This window comes from Streptomyces sp. NPDC088124, assembly GCF_040685895.1.
Lineage (GTDB): Bacteria > Actinomycetota > Actinomycetes > Streptomycetales > Streptomycetaceae > Streptomyces.
The window spans coordinates 97835-118058 of record NZ_JBFBJB010000028.1; the positions used below are offsets into that span (position 1 = coordinate 97835).

The 20224-nt window shown below is 72.4% G+C and carries 15 protein-coding genes and 1 tRNA gene; 7 read left to right on the forward strand and 9 right to left on the reverse strand.

The genetic code is table 11. The features are described 5' to 3' along the window. The first annotated feature begins 2 nt into the window (after positions 1-2). The 4 genes from AB0P17_RS23620 to AB0P17_RS23635 all read left to right on the forward strand — a co-directional run bounded on the left by AB0P17_RS23620 (position 3) and on the right by AB0P17_RS23635 (position 7082). Positions 3-2801: a tetratricopeptide repeat protein gene (locus tag AB0P17_RS23620; RefSeq protein ID WP_365813861.1), complete on the forward strand. Its 2799-nt coding sequence runs from the start codon at positions 3-5 to the stop codon at positions 2799-2801. Between the two features lie 3 nt (positions 2802-2804). Then, a complete protein-coding gene (locus AB0P17_RS23625) occupies positions 2805-4196 on the forward strand; it encodes a protein phosphatase 2C domain-containing protein (RefSeq protein ID WP_365813862.1) in 1392 nt (463 codons plus the stop codon). Between the two features lie 179 nt (positions 4197-4375). Beyond that, positions 4376-5734, forward strand: a complete 1359-nt coding sequence (locus AB0P17_RS23630; RefSeq protein ID WP_365813863.1) for a VWA domain-containing protein — start codon at positions 4376-4378, stop codon at positions 5732-5734. Positions 5735-5828: 94 nt separating this feature from the next. Next, complete coding sequence (locus tag AB0P17_RS23635; RefSeq protein ID WP_365813864.1) at positions 5829-7082, forward strand: FHA domain-containing protein; 1254 nt, start codon at positions 5829-5831, stop codon at positions 7080-7082. Here AB0P17_RS23635 and AB0P17_RS23640 read toward each other — a convergent pair. Continuing rightward, positions 7063-8103: a methyltransferase domain-containing protein gene (locus AB0P17_RS23640; protein ID WP_365813865.1), complete on the reverse strand. Its 1041-nt coding sequence runs from the start codon at positions 8101-8103 to the stop codon at positions 7063-7065. The genes AB0P17_RS23635 and AB0P17_RS23640 overlap by 20 nt on opposite strands. 139 nt (positions 8104-8242) lie before the next feature. Here AB0P17_RS23640 and AB0P17_RS23645 point away from each other — a divergent pair, with 139 nt between their 5' ends. Further along, positions 8243-8647, forward strand: a complete 405-nt coding sequence (locus AB0P17_RS23645; RefSeq protein WP_365813867.1) for a globin — start codon at positions 8243-8245, stop codon at positions 8645-8647. A 57-nt stretch (positions 8648-8704) separates the two neighbouring features. Here the strand turns inward: AB0P17_RS23645 and AB0P17_RS23650 are convergent, their stop codons facing one another. The 7 genes from AB0P17_RS23650 to AB0P17_RS23680 all read right to left on the reverse strand — a co-directional run bounded on the left by AB0P17_RS23650 (position 8705) and on the right by AB0P17_RS23680 (position 17851). Then, positions 8705-9448, reverse strand: coding sequence for a hypothetical protein (locus tag AB0P17_RS23650; RefSeq protein WP_365813868.1), 744 nt, complete (start codon positions 9446-9448; stop codon positions 8705-8707). Beyond that, positions 9445-9921, reverse strand: a complete 477-nt coding sequence (locus tag AB0P17_RS23655) for a thioesterase family protein (RefSeq protein ID WP_365813869.1) — start codon at positions 9919-9921, stop codon at positions 9445-9447. Before AB0P17_RS23655 ends, AB0P17_RS23650 begins: the two co-directional genes overlap by 4 nt. Before the next feature lies 1 nt (position 9922). After that, entirely contained in the window at positions 9923-11587 is a 1665-nt protein-coding gene (ettA, locus tag AB0P17_RS23660) for an energy-dependent translational throttle protein EttA (protein WP_365813870.1), read from the reverse strand. 285 nt (positions 11588-11872) lie between these two features. Beyond that, complete coding sequence (locus tag AB0P17_RS23665) at positions 11873-13279, reverse strand: thioester domain-containing protein (RefSeq protein WP_365813871.1); 1407 nt, start codon at positions 13277-13279, stop codon at positions 11873-11875. A 264-nt stretch (positions 13280-13543) separates the two neighbouring features. Further along, on the reverse strand, positions 13544-14041 hold the full coding sequence (locus tag AB0P17_RS23670) for a single-stranded DNA-binding protein (protein ID WP_365813872.1): 498 nt from the start codon (positions 14039-14041) through the stop codon (positions 13544-13546). A 175-nt stretch (positions 14042-14216) separates the two neighbouring features. Beyond that, positions 14217-15983 carry a GTPase gene (locus AB0P17_RS23675; RefSeq protein ID WP_365813883.1) on the reverse strand — a complete coding sequence of 589 codons (1767 nt, stop codon included), beginning with the start codon at positions 15981-15983 and terminating at the stop codon, positions 14217-14219. A 263-nt stretch (positions 15984-16246) separates the two neighbouring features. Beyond that, on the reverse strand, positions 16247-17851 hold the full coding sequence (locus AB0P17_RS23680; protein ID WP_365813884.1) for a dynamin family protein: 1605 nt from the start codon (positions 17849-17851) through the stop codon (positions 16247-16249). Positions 17852-18167: 316 nt separating this feature from the next. Between AB0P17_RS23680 and AB0P17_RS23685 the strand changes: the two genes are divergently transcribed. Then, positions 18168-18240, forward strand: a tRNA-Arg gene (locus AB0P17_RS23685). An 818-nt stretch (positions 18241-19058) separates the two neighbouring features. Next, the gene (locus tag AB0P17_RS23690) at positions 19059-19805 is read left to right on the forward strand and encodes an AfsR/SARP family transcriptional regulator (RefSeq protein WP_365813873.1); all 747 of its coding nucleotides are present in this window, start codon (positions 19059-19061) and stop codon (positions 19803-19805) included. Positions 19806-19829: 24 nt separating this feature from the next. On the opposite strand, the gene AB0P17_RS23695 is transcribed toward AB0P17_RS23690, so the two are convergent. Then, a partial coding sequence (locus AB0P17_RS23695; RefSeq protein ID WP_365813874.1) for a phosphatidylglycerol lysyltransferase domain-containing protein occupies positions 19830-20224 on the reverse strand: 395 nt, incomplete at its 5' end.

Here is a 20224-nt window from a genome sequence, read left to right on the forward strand (position 1 = left end):
GGATGAGCGGGAACACGGCGTGCCAGCGCCCCGGCTGCGAGGGCTCGTACGAGGACATGGGCGGCGGTGAGCTGTACTGCGACACCTGCGGTCTGGCCCCCGTCGTCTCCCCCAACGGATCGCTCACCTCGCCGCCCACGGGCATCACGGGCGGCGGCGGGGACGGCAGCGGCTCCGGAGGCGGCTCTGGAAAGGGCTCGGGCAGCGGGGACTCCTCGCGCTCGTCGGGTTCATCGCGTTCTGGGCGCTCGGCGCGTTCGGCACGTTCGTCGACGGGGCGCTCCTCCCGGTCCTCGACCTCCCGCCGGTCCGTCTCGGGCCGGCTCTCCCGCTCGCTCTCGGGGCGGGTGTCGTCGCGGTCGGTCTCGGTCCGCAGCTCCGGCTCGTCCACCAGCGCCTCGGGACGCAACCGGCTGGGCGCTGGCCTGGTCTCCGTGCCGGACGTGCCGCGCCCCGATCCGCGCTCCGCCGTCATGGAGCGCCCCGAGGTGCCGGAGCGCAAGCGGTACTGCTCACGCTCGGACTGCGGGGCGCCCGTCGGCCGGGCGCGCGGTGACCGCCCGGGCCGTACGGAAGGGTTCTGCACGAAGTGCGGGCACCCGTACTCGTTCGTGCCCAAGCTCCACGAGGGCAATGTGGTGCACGGCCAGTACGAGGTCGTGGGGTGTCTGGCGCACGGCGGTCTCGGCTGGGTCTATCTGGCCATCGACCGCGCCGTGTCGGACCGCTGGGTGGTCCTCAAGGGCCTGCTGGACACGGGCGACCAGGACGCCATGGAGGCGGCGATCTCCGAGCGGCGCTTCCTCGCCGAGATCGAGCACTCCAACATCGTCCGCATCTACAACTTCGTCGAACACCTCGACCAGCGCACGGGCTCCATGGACGGCTACATAGTCATGGAGTACGTGGGCGGCAAGTCGCTCAAGGAGATCGCCAACGAGCGGCGGACGAGCGCGGGCAAGCGCGACCCGCTCCCCGTCGAGCAGGCGTGCGCGTACGGCATCGAGGCGCTGGAGGCGCTGGGCCATCTCCACAGCCGGAACCTGCTGTACTGCGACTTCAAGGTCGACAACGCGATCCAGACCGAGGACCAGCTCAAGCTGATCGACATGGGCGCGGTCCGCAGGATGGACGACGACGAGTCGGCGATCTACGGCACTGTGGGCTACCAGGCCCCCGAGGTCGCCGAGACCGGCCCGTCGGTCGCCTCCGACCTGTACACGGTCGCCCGCACCCTGGCGGTGCTGACGTTCGACTTCCAGGGCTACACCAACGTGTTCGCGGACTCGCTCCCGGACCCGGACAACATCGACGTCTTCCGTACGTACGAGTCGTTCTACCGGCTGCTGGTACGGGCGACGGACCCCGATCCGGCCCGGCGGTTCTCCTCGGCCCAGGAGATGGCGGAGCAGCTCACGGGCGTGCTGAGGGAGGTCGTGGCGCTCCAGACGGGTCGCCCGCGCCCCGCGCTGTCCACGCTGTTCGGCCCGGAACTGAGGGTCACGGACACGGAGTTGTTCGCGGAGCTGACCGAGGACGTCTCACGGCTGGGGGTACGGGCGGAGCCGAAGGGCGGCCTGTTCGGCCGGCGCGTCAAGGCGGCGGCCGGTCCGGCCGCGCTGCCGGCCGCGCCCGCGGGACCGCCGGCGCCCGCACCGCTCGCGCTGCCCGCGCTGCCCGCGCAGACGGCGCACTCCGCCCTGCCCGCGCATTCCCCGCTGCCGGCACAGCCCCCGCGTCCCGCCGGAGCCGCCTTCGGCACGGAGACCGCCTTCGGCGCGCCCGCGGGCGGGAGCGGCGCGCCCCGGCTCGCGCCGCTCGACGCGGCGGCGACCGCGCTGGCCCTGCCCGTGCCGCGGGTCGACCCGAACGATCCGAACGCCGGGTTCCTCGCCGGTCTGCTGGCCTCCGCGCCCACGGAGCTGATCACGGCGCTGGCCGCGGCTCCCACCGACTCGGTGGAGCGCGGGCTGCGCGAGCTGCGGGCCCGGCTGGAGATGGGCGAACTGGCCACCGCCGCCGAGGCGCTGAACGTACTGGAGGAGCGCCGCCCGGACGACTGGCGGGTCGTCTGGTACCGGGGGATCGCCTCGCTGGCGAGCGGCGACCACGAGGTCGCGGCGCTCTCCTTCGACGCGATCTACGACGCGTTCCCCGGCGAGCCCGCGCCGAAGCTGGCGCTCGGCGTCTGCGCCGAGGTGCTGGGTCAACTGGACAACGCGGCCGAGTACTACCGTCTGGTGTGGACGACGGACCCGAGCTATGTCAGCTCGGCGTTCGGGCTGGCGCGGGTGCAGCTCGCCGCCGGGGACCGGACCGGCGCCGTACGGACCCTGGAGTCGGTGCCCGAGGCGTCGATCCACTACACGGCGGCACGCGTCGCCGCCGTACGGGCGCGGCTGCGCGAGCGGGGCGTACCGACGCCCGCGACCGCCGTCGCCCCCGGTCCGGGTCAACCGTCCGGGCCGGGGCGGGGCTTCGGTACGGAGCCGGCGCTGATCGACGATCTGACGGCCGCGGCGCAGCAGGTCTCCGCGCTCCAGCAGTTCGATCTGGACGCCGTGCGGCGGGAGCAGTTGTCGACGGAGGTTCTGGGCACCGCTCTGGACTGGGTACTCTCCGGTGGACCGGGGTCGGGCCCCGCCCGGAGCGCGCTGCTCGGCAGCGAACTGGACGAGCGTGGTCTGCGTCTTGGACTGGAACGCTCGTACCGGGTACTCGCCCGGCTCGCTGAGCCCGGCGAGGAGAGGATCGAACTGGTGGAGCGGGCCAACCGTTTCCGCCCCCGGACGTGGGTGTGATTGATGTCCCAGATGCACCGGTCGGCCGACCAGCCGACCTGCCCGAGCTGCGAGGAGCCGCTGGAGTCCGGCGACCTGTTCTGCGGCGGGTGCGGCTACGACCTGTCGGCTGTCAGGGAGCGCCCGGACGATCACCCCACGCTGGTCATGCACGGCGTGGGGCTGACGGAGCCGCGCGCTCCCGGCACTCCGGCCGCGTCGGCCGGCACCGGCGCACCGGTGGGCGGGGTGGAGTGGCCCCCGGCGACCGGCGTGGACAGCTCCGGTACGCCCGTACCGGTCCATCTGCCCGAGGAGGTGCCGGGTGTCGACTCGACGGGGTCGCGGCTGCCCGAGCACCCGGGCGACTTCGAACTCCCCGCGCCCGCGGGGGCGAGCGGCGCCCCGCCCGTCCCGGCCGCGGCGCCGGCGCCGTCGGCCCCGCAGCCCCCACCGGTTCCCTCGGCCGATCCGCGCAGGGGCGCCGCGGCGGCACCGGCCGGGGTGAAGATCTGTGTCGCCTGCCGCGCGGGCCGCGTCGACACGGACGGCTACTGCGAGAACTGCGGCCACGCCCAGCCGCGCGAACGCGACCACATGGAGCAGGAGCTCTGCTCGGTGGCCGCGGTCAGCGACCGCGGGCTGCGCCATCACCGTAACGAGGACGCGTTCGCCGTGTCGTCGGCCGCCCTGCCGGACGGTTCGCCCGCCGTGGTGGCGGTCGTCTGCGACGGGGTGTCGTCGGCGACCCGCCCGGACGAGGCGTCGGCCGCGGCGTCGTCGTCGGCCAACGAGTCGCTGCTCGGCGCCCTGGAGCGCGGTACGCATCCGCAGCAGGCGATGCATGACGCGATCGTGGCCGCCGCAGAGTCCGTCAACTCCCTTGCCGGGTCGGTGCCCACGGAGCACGAGCACCACCACCAGAACGCGCCGGCCTGCACGATCGTCGGCGCGGTGGTGGCGAACGGGCTGCTGGTCATCGGCTGGATCGGCGACAGCAGGGCGTACTGGGTCCCCGACGACCGCGGCGGACCGCCCGCCCGGCTCACCGAGGACGACTCGTGGGCCGCCCAGATGGTCGCGGCAGGGCTGATGAGCGAGGCGGAGGCGTACGCGGACGAGCGCGCCCACGCGATCACGGGGTGGCTCGGCGCCGACGCGTACGAACTGGAGCCGCACACGGCGTCGTTCAAGCCGGACCGGCCCGGCGTGGTGGTGGTCTGCACGGACGGGCTGTGGAACTACGCGGAGGGCGCGGACGAGATGGCGCGGGCGCTGCCCGCCGACGCGGCGGAGCGCCCGCTGCACGCCGCCCAGGTGCTGGTCGGGCACGCGCTCGACGGCGGGGGCCACGACAACGTAACAGTGGCCGTCGTGCCGTTCGCCGTACCACCGCAAGGGGCAGGATCCGCCTGAGCGCGGTGCGGGCCCCGCGCTGCCCGCGCCGTCACCGCACCCGCCGTACGCGCCTCACGCTCCGCCCTTCCCTCTTGACTCCTCCTGACTCCCCTTGACTCTTTCCTTCTCCCACCGATCCCACTCACCGACTTCTCCCACGGATCTCCGCTGTGTGGAGCGTCAAGGAGCCGATACAGATGGCGAACTTCTCCAAGTCGAACGTGCCGCAGTTCTCCGTCGACGTGTACCAGAACGCCTATCTGCCGGAGGGCGGGCGGGAGGTCAACGCGATCGTCACGGTCACGTCGACGGGTGGCGGGACCACCGGTGGCGTGACGTTCGCGGGAGCCTCGCCGGCGTCGGCCGCCCTTCCCGGGCAGAGCCCGAACGCGGCCGTGGTGATCATGGTCGACTGCTCGGGTTCGATGGACTATCCGCCCACGAAGATGCGGAACGCGCGGGACGCCACGGCCGCCGCGGTCGACACGCTGCGCGACGGTGTCGCCTTCGCGATCGTCGACGGTACGCATGTGGCCAGGGAGGTCTACCCCGGCGACGGACGGCTGGCGGTCGCAGACGCCCGCACCCGGGCGGCGGCCAAGGAGGCGTTGCGCAGGCTCGCCGCGGGCGGTGGTACGGCGATCGGTACCTGGCTGCGTCTCACCGACCGGCTGCTGGCCTCGGCCGATGTGGCGATCCGGCACGGCATCCTGCTCACCGACGGCCGCAACGAGCACGAGTCGCCGGAGGATCTGCGGGCCGCGCTCGACAGCTGTGCGGGCCGGTTCACCTGTGACGCCCGGGGTGTCGGTACGGACTGGGAGGTGAAGGAGGTCACGGCGATCGCCTCCGCGCTGCTCGGGACGGCCGACATCGTCGCGGATCCGGCCGGGCTGGCCGCGGACTTCACGCAGATGATGGAGAACGCGATGGGCAAGGAGGTCGCGGATGTCGCCCTGCGGCTCTGGACGCCGGTCGGCGTGGAGATCGTCTTCGTCAAGCAGGTGGCACCGACGGTCGAGGAACTGACCGGCAGGCGTACGGAGTCGGGACCGCGGGCCGGGGACTACCCGACCGGTTCCTGGGGCGACGAGTCCCGTGACTACCACGTGTGCGTACGGGTCCCCGAGGCGGGCATCGGCCAGGAGATGCTGGCCGCGCGGGTCTCGCTGATCCTGCCCGCGCCGGGCGGCGGCTCCCCGGAGGTGCTGTCCCAAGGGCTGGTACGCGCGGTGTGGACGGACGACATGGCGGCCTCCACCTCGATCAACCCCCAGGTCGCCCACTACACGGGCCAGGCCGAGCTGGCCCAGGTCATCCAACAGGGCCTGGATGCCCGTAAATCGGGCGATTTCGATGGCGCCACCGCCAAGCTGGGACGAGCCGTCCAGCTCGCCGCGTCCTCCGGAAACGCCGATACCGCGAAATTGCTTTCGAAGGTGGTGGACGTGGTCGATGCGGCGACAGGTACTGTGCGACTGAAGGCGAAAGTCGCGGATGCGGACGAGATGACCCTCGAAACGCGCTCCACCAAGACGGTTCGCGTCAAGAAATGACCGCCGGCAGCGGCCTCGTGGCCCGACCGGACAGTGGCCTGCGGGCCCGATGAGAACGCGGCCCGAGGGCCGGACGAGAGGAGGAAGCGCCGACATGCCGACCTGCCCGAACGGACACCAGTCGGGTTCCGAGGACTGGTGCGAGGTCTGTGGCCATCGCATGGCCGGCCCCGGCGCCCCGGCGGGCGCCGCCCCGCCGCCGCCTCCCCCACCACCCCCGGCGCCCGGCTACGGCTATCCGCCGCCGGGCGGTGCCGCCGCCACCGGACAGGCGGAGCTGTGCCCGCAATGCCGCACGCCCCGGGAGCAGATGGCCCCGTTCTGCGAGGAGTGCCGCTGGAACTTCCTGACGAACACGGCGACGTCGTACACCCCGCTGGCCCCGCAGCACCAGAACCCCGGCGGTTTCGGTGGCCCGAGTGGTCCCGGTGGTCCCGGCGGAGCGGGTGGCCCGGTGCCCGGGCTCAATCTGCCGCCCGGCTTCCAGGCGCAGCCGCCGTCCCGGCCGCAGGAGCCGTTCGAATACCAGAGTTCGCGCCCCTCGCAGCTCAACCGCCCCGCCGAGCCCCTGTCGCCCGACCAGTCGGCGCCGCCCGGCGGAGCGCCCGCCGGAGTCCCCGCGCCGCCGCGGCCCGTGCCGGACTACGCGCGTCCGGACTACCCGCAGCCGGGCCCGCCGCCCCCGTCGCCGTACCAGCAGCAGTCGCCCTCGCCCTACCAGCAGGAGGGCGCACCGTCGCCGTACCAGCAGGAGAGCGCGTCGCAGCTGCCGGTCTCGCCGATCTTCCAGCAGTCGTCCGCTCCCCCGGCCCCGCCGGGACCCCAGCGGAGCGACGACGACTGGATGCTGCCGCCGCCCTCCTCCTCGGTGTCGCAGCCTCCGGCGCCCCAGGGCCCGCAGGAGTCCCAGCGGCACGAGGCGGCGCCGCAGTACCAGCGCCCGGCGACCTGGACGGCGGTCATCGGTCCCGACCGTGACTACTTCATGGCGATGATGCAGCGCAGCGGCCCCGAGGCCACCGGGCTGAACCTGCCCGCGTACTCCCCCGAGCAGCGTCTGTCGCTGGCCGGCAACCAGATCGCGATCGGCCGCCGCCGGCACTCCACCGGCGAGTCGCCCGACATCGATCTGTCCGTGCCGCCGGAGGACCCGGGTGTCTCGCACCAGCACGCGGTCCTGGTGCACCAGCCGGACGGGAGCTGGGCGGTCGTCGACCAGAACTCCACCAACGGCACGACGCTGAACGGCGCCGAGGATCCGATACAGCCCTTCGTCCCCGTCCCGCTCAAGGACGGTGACCGGGTGCATGTCGGCGCCTGGACGACGATCACGATCCGCCGCGACTGAGCCCTCCGGTCCCCGGTCCGTACGTCTGCCCGAGCGGCCAGACGTACGGGCCCGCCGGATCGTCCAGCCAGGCCCACTGGCCGCCCTCGCCGACGGTGACGCCGTACCGCTCCCGTTCCGGGCGCCGCTCACGCTCCCAGAGCGAGAGCGCCTCGCGCGGATCGAGCCGGCCCGCGGTCAGGGTCAGCAGGAAGCGGAACAGATCGTTCTCGCTCGTGCGGCGCGGGAGCCCGCCGAGGGAGCGGTACGTGCCCGCCCGCCTGGCCGGGACGCCCCTCAGCGGTACGAAGTAGGCGGAGGTGTGCAGGAAGCGCCCCTCCGCGTACCGGCCGTGCGGCGAGTCCGTGACCTCCAGCGCGATCAGCCCGGTGGCGAGCGGGGCCAGGATCCGGGCCCCGGGACGGCACTGCGCCGTCCAGACCTGCGGCACCGACGGCAGGGTGCAGGTCGCGATGATCCGGTCGAACGGCGCGCGCCCGGGGCAGCCGCGCGCCCCGTCGCCGGTGACGACGGTGGGCCGGTATCCGGCCGTGGCGAGATGGCCCCGGGCCGACTCGGTGATCTCCGGTTCCAGATCGATGGTGGTCACGTTCGCGTCGCCGACCCGGTGGGAGAGCAGGGCCGCGTTGTAGCCGCTGCCCGCGCCGATCTCCAGGACGCGGTGGCCGTCCCGTACGTCCAGCTCCGCCAGCATCCTCGCCATCAGGGAGGGCTGGCTGCTGGACGAGATCAGCTCGCCGTCGCGGACCCGGGTGGCGAGCGGGGCGTCCGCGTACGCGCCGCGCAGCCAGCGCCCGCGGCGCCCGGGGTCGGGGTCACCGCTCCAGAGCCGGTCCCAGCCGCCGGGACGGCTGGTGAAGTAGTACGGCACGAAGAGGTGGCGCGGCACTTCCTCGAACGCCGCCCGCCAGGCCGGATCGTCCAGCGCGCCGGTCGCCGCGATCTCCCGGACCAGCCCGGCGCGCGCCTCGGCGGCGGCCGCGTCGTCGGGGCCGTACGGCTCTGCCCGGTGTGCGCCCATCTCTCCACTGTCCTGGCTGACGGCCCGGGAAGCGAGCGGACCCGCGCGGTACGCGGCCGGTGGTCCCGGGCCCGGGGCCACCGGGATCGGTGGTCCTAGGTCCGGGGTCCTCGGCCGTCGCGTCTGAGACGATGGACGGGTGAACGATATTCCGCACGGCACGCTTCAGGAGCAGACCTTCTACGAGCAGGTCGGCGGCGAGGAGACCTTCCGGCGCCTGGTCCGCCGCTTCTACCAGGGGGTCGCGGAGGACCCGCTGCTGCGGCCGATGTACCCGGAGGAGGACCTGGGCCCGGCCGAGGAGCGCTTCACGCTCTTCCTCATGCAGTACTGGGGCGGCCCCCGCACCTACAGCGACCAGCGCGGCCACCCGCGGCTGCGGATGCGGCACGCCCCGTTCGCGGTGGACAGCGCCGCGCACGACGCCTGGCTGCGGCACATGCGGGTGGCGGTGGACGAGCTGGGGCTGTCGGAGGCGCACGAGCGGCAGCTCTGGGACTACATGACGTACGCCGCCGCCTCGATGGTGAACACCGCGGGCTGACCGTCCCGGCCCGTGCCCGCCCGTGCCCGCCCGTGCCCGCTCTCCGGGAGGGCGGGCTCAGGCGGGCGTGACCGTCAGACCACCGAGTCCGGAGCGCCGTACCGCGATCGAGCCGAAGGCGGTACGGAGCCGGAGCCAGCCGCCGGACTCCAGCAGCGCCCACGGCTCCTCTGGGGCGGCTCCCGCGGGCACCAGCGCGCGCACCGGGCGCAGGAAGCCCAGCGACTGCGCCGCGTGCACGGCGCGCAGCGGCAGATGGGTGTCGCCGAGGGTGCGGGACCAGATCTCCCGGCCGATCCGGTCGCGCGCGGAGCGCGTCCGGTCGCCGGGCGCCAGTTGTTCGTCCCTGGCGCGGAACTCCGCGACCGCCACCGCCAGCGCGCGCCGGACGGACTCGGCGCCGGGGAGCCCGGCCACCTGGCGCCAGCCGCCGCGCGGCGGCAGCACCCCGGCCCACGGCGGACCGGTGACGGCGGCCGGGACGACCGCCGTGCGCACGGTGTCCTCGGCGGAGCCCGCGTCGATGGCGTCCAGGAGTTCCCCGGCGGAGACCGTGACGTCCAGCGGGGCCTGCGCCTGTGGGGCGTCCGGGGCGCCGAGCCGGGCCGTACGGATGGCCAGCACCTCGAAGGAGGCGGGGCGGCCGAAGACCGCGAGCGCGCCGCCGCCCGCGGCCCCGCCGCCGGCCTGGAGCCGGACGGCGGCGGCACGGTCGTAGTGGATCAGCCGGGCGAGGAAGGCACCGAGGTCGTCGGCCTCCCGCGGGTCGGCGAACTCCAGGGTTCTGACAGGCATGGTCATGCCGCGAGAGCGTCCTTGCCGTCGTCGTCCTTGCGGTCGGCGCCGTCGCCCTCGCCGCTGTCGTCGCCGTCGTCCAGGTAACGCTGGAGGTGAGCCTTCTCCTCGGCGCTGATCCGCCGGGGCCTGGCCGCCTCCAGGTCGTAGGGCACGACGACCGTCGAGGCCCGTACGTACACCTGGTCGCCGTCCTTGATCTCGTACGCGATCGTCAGCGACGCGGCGTTGATCTTCGTCACCCAGGACTCGACGGTCACCGGCTGGTGCCGGTGGACGAGCGGGCGCTTGTAGTCGATCTCGTGCCGGGCGACCACGGACCCGCCGGAGAACGACGGCGAGCCGTCCCCCGGCGCGAGCCGGAACATGAAGTCGATGCGGGCCTCTTCGAGGTAGCTGATGAAGACCGCGTTGTTGACGTGCCCGAAGGCGTCCATGTCCGACCAGCGCAGGGGGCAGCTGTAGAAGTGACGCGCCATCTCAGCCCCGCGTGAGCTTCTTGTAGGTGGCCCGGTGCGGGCGGGAGGCGTCGGCGCCGAGCCGCTCGACCTTGTTCTTCTCGTACGACTCGAAGTTGCCCTCGAACCAGAACCACTTGGAGTCGCCCTCGTACGCCAGGATGTGCGTGGCGACGCGGTCCAGGAACCACCGGTCGTGGGAGACGACCACGGCCGCGCCCGGGAACTCCAGCAGCGCGTTCTCCAGCGAGGAGAGGGTCTCGACGTCGAGGTCGTTCGTCGGCTCGTCGAGGAGGAGCAGGTTGCCGCCCTGCTTGAGGGTGAGCGCCAGGTTGAGGCGGTTGCGCTCACCGCCGGAGAGCACCCCGGCGGGCTTCTGCTGGTCCGGGCCCTTGAAGCCGAAGGCGGAGACGTAGGCGCGCGAGGGCATCTCGACGTGGCCGACGTTGATGTAGTCCAGCTCGTCCGAGACGACCGCCCACAGCGTCTTCTTCGGGTCGATGTTGCCGCGGCCCTGGTCGACGTAGCTGATCTTGACGGTGTCGCCGACCTTGATGGTGCCGGAGTCCGGCTCCTCGAAGCCCTGGATCATCTTGAACAGCGTGGTCTTGCCGGCGCCGTTCGGGCCGATGACCCCGACGATGCCGTTGCGCGGCAGCGTGAAGGACAGGTCGTCGATGAGGACCTTGTCGCCGAACGCCTTGGAGAGGTTCTCGACCTCGACGACGACATTGCCGAGCCGCGGGCCCGGCGGGATCTGGATCTCCTCGAAGTCCAGCTTCCGCATCTTGTCGGCCTCGGCGGCCATCTCCTCGTAACGGGCGAGACGGGCCTTGGACTTGGCCTGGCGGCCCTTCGCGTTGGAGCGGACCCACTCCAGCTCGTCCTTGAGCCGCTTGGCGCGCTTGGCGTCCTTCTGGCCCTCGACCTTGAGGCGGGTCTGCTTGGTCTCCAGGTACTTGGAGTAGTTGCCCTCGTAGCCGTGGAGACGGCCGCGGTCGACCTCGCAGATCCACCCGGCGACGTTGTCGAGGAAGTACCGGTCGTGGGTGACGGCGACGATGGTGCCGGGGTACTTGGCGAGGTGCTGCTCCAGCCACTGCACGGACTCGGCGTCCAGGTGGTTGGTGGGCTCGTCGAGGAGGAGCAGGTCGGGGGCTTCGAGCAGCAGCTTGCAGAGCGCGACGCGGCGGCGCTCCCCACCGGACAGGTTGGTGACGGGCCAGTCGCCGGGCGGGCAGCCGAGCGCGTCCATGGCCTGTTCGAGCTGGGTGTCCAGGTCCCACGCGTTGGCGTGGTCGAGGTCCTCCTGGAGCTTGCCCATCTCCTCCATGAGGGCGTCGGAGTAGTCCGTCGCCATCAGCTCGGCCACCTCGTTGAAGCGGTTGAGCTTGCCCATGGTCTCGGCGGCGCCGTCCTGGACGTTCTGCAGCACGGTCTTGGACTCGTCGAGCTCAGGCTCCTGGAGGAGCATGCCGACGGTGTACCCCGGGGTCAGGAACGCGTCGCCGTTCGACGGCTGCTCCAGACCGGCCATGATCTTCAGGATGGTGGACTTTCCCGCGCCGTTGGGTCCCACCACACCGATCTTCGCACCCGGCAAGAAGCTCTGCGTCACGTCATCGAGGATGACCTTGTCGCCGTGCGCCTTACGCGCCTTGCGCATCGTGTAGATGTACTCAGCCAAGAGAAACCGTCCGGCAATCGAGAAGGGCCAATGTGCGGCTCCGCCGCGGGAGGGCAGATACACCCCATCTTGCCGTACGTCCATCCCCCGAAGGAAACCAGTACCGCTGCGCGGACAGCTCCGGCGCGGCCGTCCGGGCGCGTACGCCGGTGGGTTCCCCGTGGCGGCACGAGAATGGCCCCCGGGACGTCCGTGCGTCCGGGGGCCATCACCTGCGGCGGGTCACTCAGAGCCCGCGGTCGTTCACTCCGCGCCGCTCATACTCCGCCGTTCACTCCGCGCCGTTCACTCTCCGGCAGGGGCGTTCTTCTTACGGAGGAAGTAGACGGCTCCGCCGCCGACGAGGACGAGCGCGATCGCGACGCCCGCGATGACCGGGGTGGCGGCGGAGGAGCCGGTCTCGGCGAGGTCGCCCGTGGCGGTCACGGCGCCGGCGGCGCCGGCCGTCGCGGTGGCGCCCGTCGAGGAGCCGCCGGCCGAGAGCGGGACGGGCTGCCCGGACGCCTGCTGGGTGACGGTGCCGGAGTCGCCGGTGGTCACACAGTCCAGGACGCCGTCGAAGGTCTTCGAGAAGCCGTTGGTGCCGGTCACGGTGATGCCGTACGTCTCGTCCTCACCGACCGGGACGACGACCGTGGTGGACCCGCCGGGCGTGACGGTGTGCTCCTCGCCGCCGATCTCGAAGACGAACGGCTCGTCGCCCTCGTTGTCGGCGGTGATGTCGACCCCGCTCTTGGCGCAGTTCTTGCGCGCGGTGACCGCGGGTATCGGCCCTCCCGCGGCCCAGTTGGCGGTCGCCGTCGCGGAGACCGTGGAGTCGCTGGACCCGGCGAGGATCTGGGTCTGGCTCCTGGTCACCCCGGCGAAGGCGCGGCCGACGGGCACGGAGGTGGTGGCCTGCACGCCGAGGGAGGCGGTGCCGTCTGCGGTGTCCTCGGGCACGTCGAAGTACAGCTCGGTGCCGTCGACCGCGGTGGCGAGGGGTGCGCCGTCCTTGTCGGTGATGCGGATGCCGGTGGCGGCGGCGTCGGCGGGCGGGGTCACCGTGACCCCGGCGGCGTCCGTGCGTACGGTCACGGGGCCCAGCCGCTCACCGGCCCGGCCGGAGACCACACCGGGATCCAGGGTGAGCGACGCCTTGGGCTCGGCGCTGTCCCGCGCGCTCTTCTCCAGCCAGTCTGCGAGCTTCTCGGCCGCCGGGTCGCTCGCGTCGACGTCGGCCCCGTCGGAGTACCGCCAGATCGCGACCTGCGTACCGGCCGCCGCGGTCCGCTGGGTCAGCGGGCCGGTCCCCGCGGTCTCGGCGAGCGCCGCGAGGTCGTCGACCTGGGGGTAGGAGTGCTCCAGGATCCAGCGGATCCTTCCCGCGTCCGGGTTGGTGTTGAGCGAGGTCTCGGCCCAGGGGGTCTCCAGGTACTTCGCCTGGTCCTGAGTGGGGTTGTGGATGTCGATGCAGTACGTCTTGAGCTTGCCGCCACCGTCGACGGTCATCTCGAACAGCCCGGCGGGCAACCGCTGTTCCTTGCCGTCCGTGTGGAGTACGGCCTCGTCGTAGGTCTTCAGCCCGTCGAGGGTCGCGGCGGCGCCCCCCTGGTAGTGGGAGCCGTCGTCGGCCACGGCGGTACCGGCACCGGTCAGCGAGGTCAGCGCCACCAGACCCGAAGCGAGAACCGCGGCGGCGAGACGAGCCACGACCCGCCGCCGCGCGGAGGACTCAGATATCGCAGAAAACACAGAATTCCCCTTCGGGCGAGGCACTTTCGCGCGGAACGCGTGGGGGGTTGCCTCGCCTGCAGACTCAAGTGCCCAGTGAGTACCCGTGAATCCTATGGACGCCGAGAACCCCGGAAGGCGCCCGCGCCCCTGGGCCACCGTTCCGAATCGGAATCGTTATCCAGTGGCCGATTCACACATGAGAGGTGACCGAGAGTATCGAAAAATCTCCACAACCGCCGCTCAGGGAACGGGAGTCGGGACGGCGACCGGGTCGGGCGTGCTCCGTGGCGGTCCGTGCCGCGCCTCTTCCCCGGGCCGCTGCTGGCCCGTCCCCTGCCGCTCCGGTGCCGGTCCGTGACGCTCGGTCAGGGCCGGGGCCGTCCTGGTCAGCCGCCTGAACGCGGAGGTGCCCCGGCTGAGGTCGTGGCCCACCGCCACCGCGTCGATCTCCACGGACGTCCGGCGCTGCCCGTCCCACTCGTCCTCCCGCACCCGCAGCCTGCCGTGCACCACCAGCGGTTCGCCCACGGCGACCGACGCCGCCAGGTTGACTCCCAGTGTCCGCCGCGCCCACACCGTGTAGAAGCTCGTGGGCCCGTCCGTCCACGCGCCGCGCGCGCGGTCCCAGCGGCGCGAGGTGGCCGCGAATCGGAACCGCGCGGCCCCGCCCGTCTCCGACTCCCTGAATTCCACCCCTGTGGCGACATTCCCCACCACCGTAACCACCGTGTCGTTCATAATCTGCCTCCCGTCCGGCCGCATTCGACTGATCCCATGCTGGACCGGACGGAAAGAATGTGCTGACGCCTGTGTATTACCTGTCAGTTGTGGAAAACCCCGTCACCCGATCCAGTGACGGTGCCCCTCTCTCTCCTCCCCCCGTTCATGACCCGCGCGCGGCCCGCCGACGTGCTCAGCCGCCGCCCCGGGAGACCGTGACGTACTGCTCCCGCACCTCCCGGTAGCGCATCAGCTCGGCCGAGATCGGGTCGAGCACCTTCGCCCGTCCGCATCCCGCCGCCGCCTCCCGCAGCCGCCGCTCGGCGTCCTGCCCGTACCGCCGCGCGGGCCCCCTGGCCGCCGCGCCGCACGCCCACTCGACGAACGGACCGCCGACGATCCCGGCGAGCATGACCAGCACGGGCGGCACCAGCCCCGGTTCCAGCACGCCGATGATCTGGCCCATCAGCCAGAGCGCGCCGAAGATCTGGAGCAGGGTCATGGCCGCCTGCGCCAGTACGGCGGCGGGCCACCAGGCCGGGCGCGGCGGCCGTCCCGGCGGCGGGCCCGCCGTCACCGCCAGTTCGTCCAGTTCCTCCGGCAGCCCCTCGGCGCCCCGTACGGCCGCCTCGCGCACGGAGTGCGCCCACGGCTCGGGCAGCCCGGCCGACGCCTCCTCCACGACGGTGCGCACCGCCTGTTCGACACGCTGGCGCGCGGTCAGCTCGTCCTCGACGACGACCGGGGCGGCCGGGGCCGCGCCGCCGCCCGGGGTGCGGGTCCGCTCGTACCACCGCCACAGGCGCAGCCACGGTGTGCCGCACGCGCGCCCGGCGTTCCTGCGCCACTCGCGCTCCGCCGCCTCGCCCGCGGCGACGGCGCCGACCGCCCAGGCCAGCCGGTCGGTGAACTGCTCGCGGGAGCGCTCCCCGAGCCCGGCGCGCCCCTCGGCGACGTACGCGGAGCGCAGTTTGCGGGCCGCGGCGTCCACGTCCGCGGTGATCCGCAGCACCGCGGCGTCGCGCTCCCGCACGAACCGTCCGAGCAGGTCGCGCAGTTCGCCCACGCCCTGCCCGGTCAGCGCGGAGACGGCGAGGACGGTGGCGCCGGGCTCGCCGTGTTCTCCGAGGGCCATGCCGTCCTCGTCGAGGAGGCGGCGCAGATCGTCCAGCACCTGGTCCGCGGCGTCGCCGGGGAGCCGGTCGATCTGGTTGAGGACGACGAAGGTGATCTCGGCGTGCCCGGCGAGCGGCCGCAGGTAGCGCTCGTGGAGTGCGGCGTCCGCGTACTTCTCGGGGTCCACGACCCAGATGACGGCGTCGACGAGGGCGAGCACCCGGTCCACCTGGTCCCGGTGGCGTACGACCGCCGAGTCGTGGTCGGGGAGGTCGACGAGGACGAGGCCGTGCAGTTCCTCGTCGCCGTCGCCGCCCGCGAGCGGCCTGCGGCGCAGCCGTCCGGGGATGGCGAGCCGGTCGAGCAGCCCGGCCGCGCCGTCGGACCAGACGCAGGCGATGGGGGCGGAGGTGGTGGGCCTGCGCAGGCCGGTCTCGGAGATCGGCACCTCGGCCAGCGCGTTGAACAGCGTCGACTTGCCGCTGCCGGTGGCGCCCGCGATGGCGACGACGGTGTGGAACGCGGAGAGCCGCCGACGCGCCGCCGCCTCGTCCAGTACGCGGCCCGCCTCGGCGAGGACGGTGCCGTCGACCCGGGTCCTGGACAGCCCCACCAGCTCGCCCAGCGCGTCGAGCCGGGCCCGCAGCGGCCCGCTGTCGGCGCCGCCGATGGGGGTGTGTGCCCCGCTGCCGCCCGCGGAGGCGCCGGGTGGCCCGTCCAGCTCCTCGAAGGAGGTGAGGCCCTCCAGCCCCTCCAGGTCCGCCAGGTCCTCCGTGGCGCCCTTCCCCGCGGCGCGCCGGGCGATCAGCCCGTCGTCCCAGGAACCGGCGGAACCGGCGGGCACCTCGCCGCCCGGCTCCGGAGCGTCCGGAAGGGTCCCCGGAGCGGCCTCCTGAGCGCTCTCCCGGGAGGCTTCCGCCCTGGAGTCCCTGGAGTCCCCGGAGTCCGCGGCACCGTGGGGATCCTTTCTGAAGCCCCTGGTCCGCCGCGGAGCCCTCGACGCCTTGGACGCCTTCGACGCCTGCGCACCCTTTCCGTCCTTCTGCGCGTCCTCCCTGTCCGGCACGCCCTGCGCGTCCTTCGTGTCCTTCGCGTCGGTCACCTGGATCACCTTTCCCTCTGGAGTACGGACAGCGCGGCGATCAACTCGGCCTGCGGTTCCGGGCTCACCTCAAGTGCGTCGAGGGGCGCCAGCCGCCGGTCGCGCTCTTCGTGCAGTACGCGGTCGATGTACGTGGTCATCAGCGCGCCGCCCCGGTCACGCAGCCGCAGCGCGCCCTGTGCCCCGATCCGCTCCGCGAGCCGCTCCCCCGCGAGCCGGGCCCGCCGGCCGCCGAGGAGCGCCGCCGCGAGGAGGGCGGCCACCGTCTCGGCGTCGGGTGCGGCGTTGCGTTCGTGCTGCCGTACCTCCTCGTCGGCCAGCTCCTCCAGGACGCGGCGCCAGCGGCGTACGGCCATCCCGACCCGCTCCACGGCCTCCCCGTCGATCGCGGGCGGGGGAAGTGCCCCGGCGGCCGGTTCGTGGCGCCAGGCCGCCTCCACGCGCTCCTCGGCGGCGGCCACGGCGCACTGGAGGAGCGCGCCGAGGCTCTCCACGAGCGAGTCGAGCAGCTCCCGCGCCGAGCTGTCGCGGGGGTAGCTCCGCCACCGGGTGCGCGCGTCCCCGGCGAGGACGGCGCCGCGCTGGAGCTGGCGGCGTACCCGCTCCCCCTCGGCGGCGTACGCGTCCTCCACGGCGCCCGTCAGCCGTACGGCGGCGGCGTACTGGGCGGCGACGGCCCCCGCCAGTTCCGGCATGCGCGCGTTGAGCGAGTCGATGACCCCGGCGGCGGTACGGACCAGGGCCTGCTGGCGGGCGGCCGGGTCCTGCACCCGGTGCGCGAGCCAGGCGAGCAGCGGCGCGACGGCGGTGGTGGGCAGCAGCCCGCGCCCGCCGCCGGCCGACTCGGGCAGCTCGGGGATGGTGAACCGGGGCACGTCGCCGAGCCCGGCCCGCCTGAGGAGCGCCCCGTACTGCCGGGACACCTCGTCGATCACCTGGTGCGGTACCCGGTCGAGGACGGTGACGAGGGACGCGTCGTACTCCTTCGCCGTACGCAGGAGGTGCCACGGCACGGCGTCCGCGTACCGCGAGGCGGTGGTCACCATCACCCACACGTCGGCGGCGCAGATCAACTCCGCCGCGAGCAGCCGGTTCTCCACGACGAGGGAGTCGATGTCGGGGGCGTCGAGCAGGGCGAGCCCGCGGGGCAGCGCGGTGGCGGTGTCGATGCGCAGCGCGTTCTGTTCCCCGCCCGGCGGGCCGTCGCCGCCGGGTCCCGCTCCGGGGTCCTCCTCCTGCTGGGGCAGCCAGACGCGGGTGAGATGGGGCAGCACCCTCATACCGGCGAACCAGTGGTGATCTTCGGGATGACAGACCAGTACCGGGGTACGTGTGGTGGGGCGCAGCACCCCCGCTTCGCTGACCCGCCGCCCCACAAGGGAGTTGACCAGCGTGGACTTTCCGGCCCCGGTAGAGCCGCCGACGACCACGAGGAGGGGCGCCTCGGGGTCCCGGAGCCTCGGCAGCAGATAGTCGTCGAGCTGCGCCAGCAGCTCGGCCCGGGTCTGCCGGGCGCGTGGTGCCCCGGTGAGGGGCAGTGGCAGACGCACGGCGGCGACACGGTCGCGCAGTGCGGAAAGTGCGTCGATCAGCTGGGGCCGTACATCCAAGGTCACCACATGCGAAGAATGCCCAATTTTGGAGCCTTTTTGAAGCGTATGAACCCCTCTGCGCGCCGGTTATGCTTCGGGACAGACGGGACGAGTGGGGCGCAGGCATAACGAGTGCACAACACCCGGTGCGCCAGAGCCCAAAAGCGATGCACGAATCGCACCTGCCTGCGATTATCGGTTCGCTTCACTGAACCTCCACAACGTGCCACGCACGTGAAGCAACCGGGTCAGGGTGATCGGAGCCCTATCCTTGTCCCGGCAAGGTCACGGAACCACCCACAAGGGGCTCCAGGTCACCGAGGCCACCATTTCGGCCCCCGTAGCTCAGTGGATAGAGCAGGTGCCTTCTAAGCACTTGGCCGCAGGTTCGAGTCCTGCCGGGGGCGCTCTTCTACGCGCGGTGCACGGCCCTCCCACGGGAGGGCCTTCGCACAGGTCTCCGCAGCTTAGCGGGGGTGCTGTAGCGACGGCGTAAGTGCCGCTCCGGCACGGCCCGTTACGGCCCACCACGGCCCGCGCCTCTCCGAGAACTGTTCGATCCCGCGCTCCGGGAACTGTTTCGCCCTCCGCCGTGTCCTGGCCGATGACCGAGGGCCCGCGCGCCCTCAGCACCGAGAGGGCCCGCTCGGCACCGAGGGCGCGCGGGATCACCGGCCGGAATAGGGCGGCTCGTCGATGCCGTACGCCTCGGCATGTGCATGCACCCGGGCCCTCACGGACGGGGAGCACCGGACACCGGCTCCTCGCGGGCGGCGCGATGTCTGTTCGGAGCCCGGACAGGCGGCGGGACATCGGATCCGGTTGCCGGCGGTGCCCGGCGGGGCTCCCGGCGAGCACCGCCGGGAACCCCGCCGCCTTTTGTTTGCCATGAAGAAAAATTGTGGAACTTTGGCGTGCTCCCACCTCATCGTGGCGCGATGCCCGGCATCGATGGTCGAGAATGAGCCAAGTTCACAGTCGGAAGATCAAAGCTTTCCCACTCGGCCGCCCTACCTACGAGTAGGCGGTCATCATCGCTGAGGTACCGGAGTGATCTCATCGCGAATCCGGGTCGGCAGTGGTGTTACCGCTCACACTGTCCCTGCGGACGGCGGCGCGGTGGCATGGGGGCCGGCCCGGGCGGGGAGGCATTCCACAGACCTACTCATCGGTCGCATCAGGAAGGCAACGGGGCGAGCAATTGCAGATCAAACTTCTCGGACCGATGGAAGTTATCGACGACGGGGCCCAGGTCCGGATACCCGGGGAGAAATTACGCTCGATCCTGGCGGCCCTCTCCCTGTCGGTCGGCCGCTCCGTCTCACGGAGTGAGCTCATCGACGAGCTGTGGGGCGAAGCGCCCCCGAACAGCGCGGAAAATTCACTGCACGGCCATATAGCCCGGCTACGACGGGTGTTGGTCACACACGGAGGAAAGGCGGCGCTGCGGAATGTCATCCAGACCTCTCCGACCGGCTATGTCCTGGAGCTGGCCGAGGAGAACGTCGACGCTTCCCGGCTGCCCCAACTGGTGTCCCGGGCCGACGCGATCAGCGCGTACGACCTCCGGGGAGCCGTCGATCTGCTGAACGAGGCGGTGTCCCTGTGGCGCGGTCCGGCACTGATCGACGCCGGGAACGGGATGATCTGCCAGGTGGCCTACACCCAGCTGGAAGAGGTCAGACTGGGCGCGTACGAAAGGCTGTTCGACCTGCGTCTTCGGCTGGATCACCCCCGGGCCGTCATCCCCGCACTGGAACAACTGCACGCCAGATACCCGCTGCACGAACGTTTCTGCGAACAGCTCATCACCGCGCTCTACCTCTCGGGCCGGCAGGCGGACGCGCTCAACACGTACCACCGCACCCGGGAGTACTTGTCGCAGCATCTGGGACTGCAGCCCGGACACGGGCTGCGTGACACGTTCCAGGACATCCTGCGGCAGGCACCGCATCTGAGCAGACAGAACTGACCGGGCAGGACCGGCGACCGGGGGTCACACCGACTTCGTGACCCGCAGGATCTGCCAGATGGCCCCCAGCCTCGCCCGGCCGTGGAAGGCCACGTACTCGGGAAGCACGAGCTGGGGGCCCCACTTCTCCTTGTAGGCGAGCTGACTGGCCGCGGGATAGATCGTGTCGCCGCGGTCGGCCAGCAGCCGGATGATCTTACGGGTGACCTTCCCCGCCCCGGCCGGATCGTGCTCGGCGGAGAGTCCGGTGAACGGGGTGAAACCGAAGTGCAGCCACTCGGCCTCCTCCTCGCGGAACTTCTCCAGCGCGGTGAGGTTGATGGCCTCCATCACCCCGGGCGGCGCGTCCGGGAGCCGTCGGCTGAGGTCGTGCAGCCAGCCGGGGCGCGAGCCGTACGCGGGTGAATACGATATGTAGG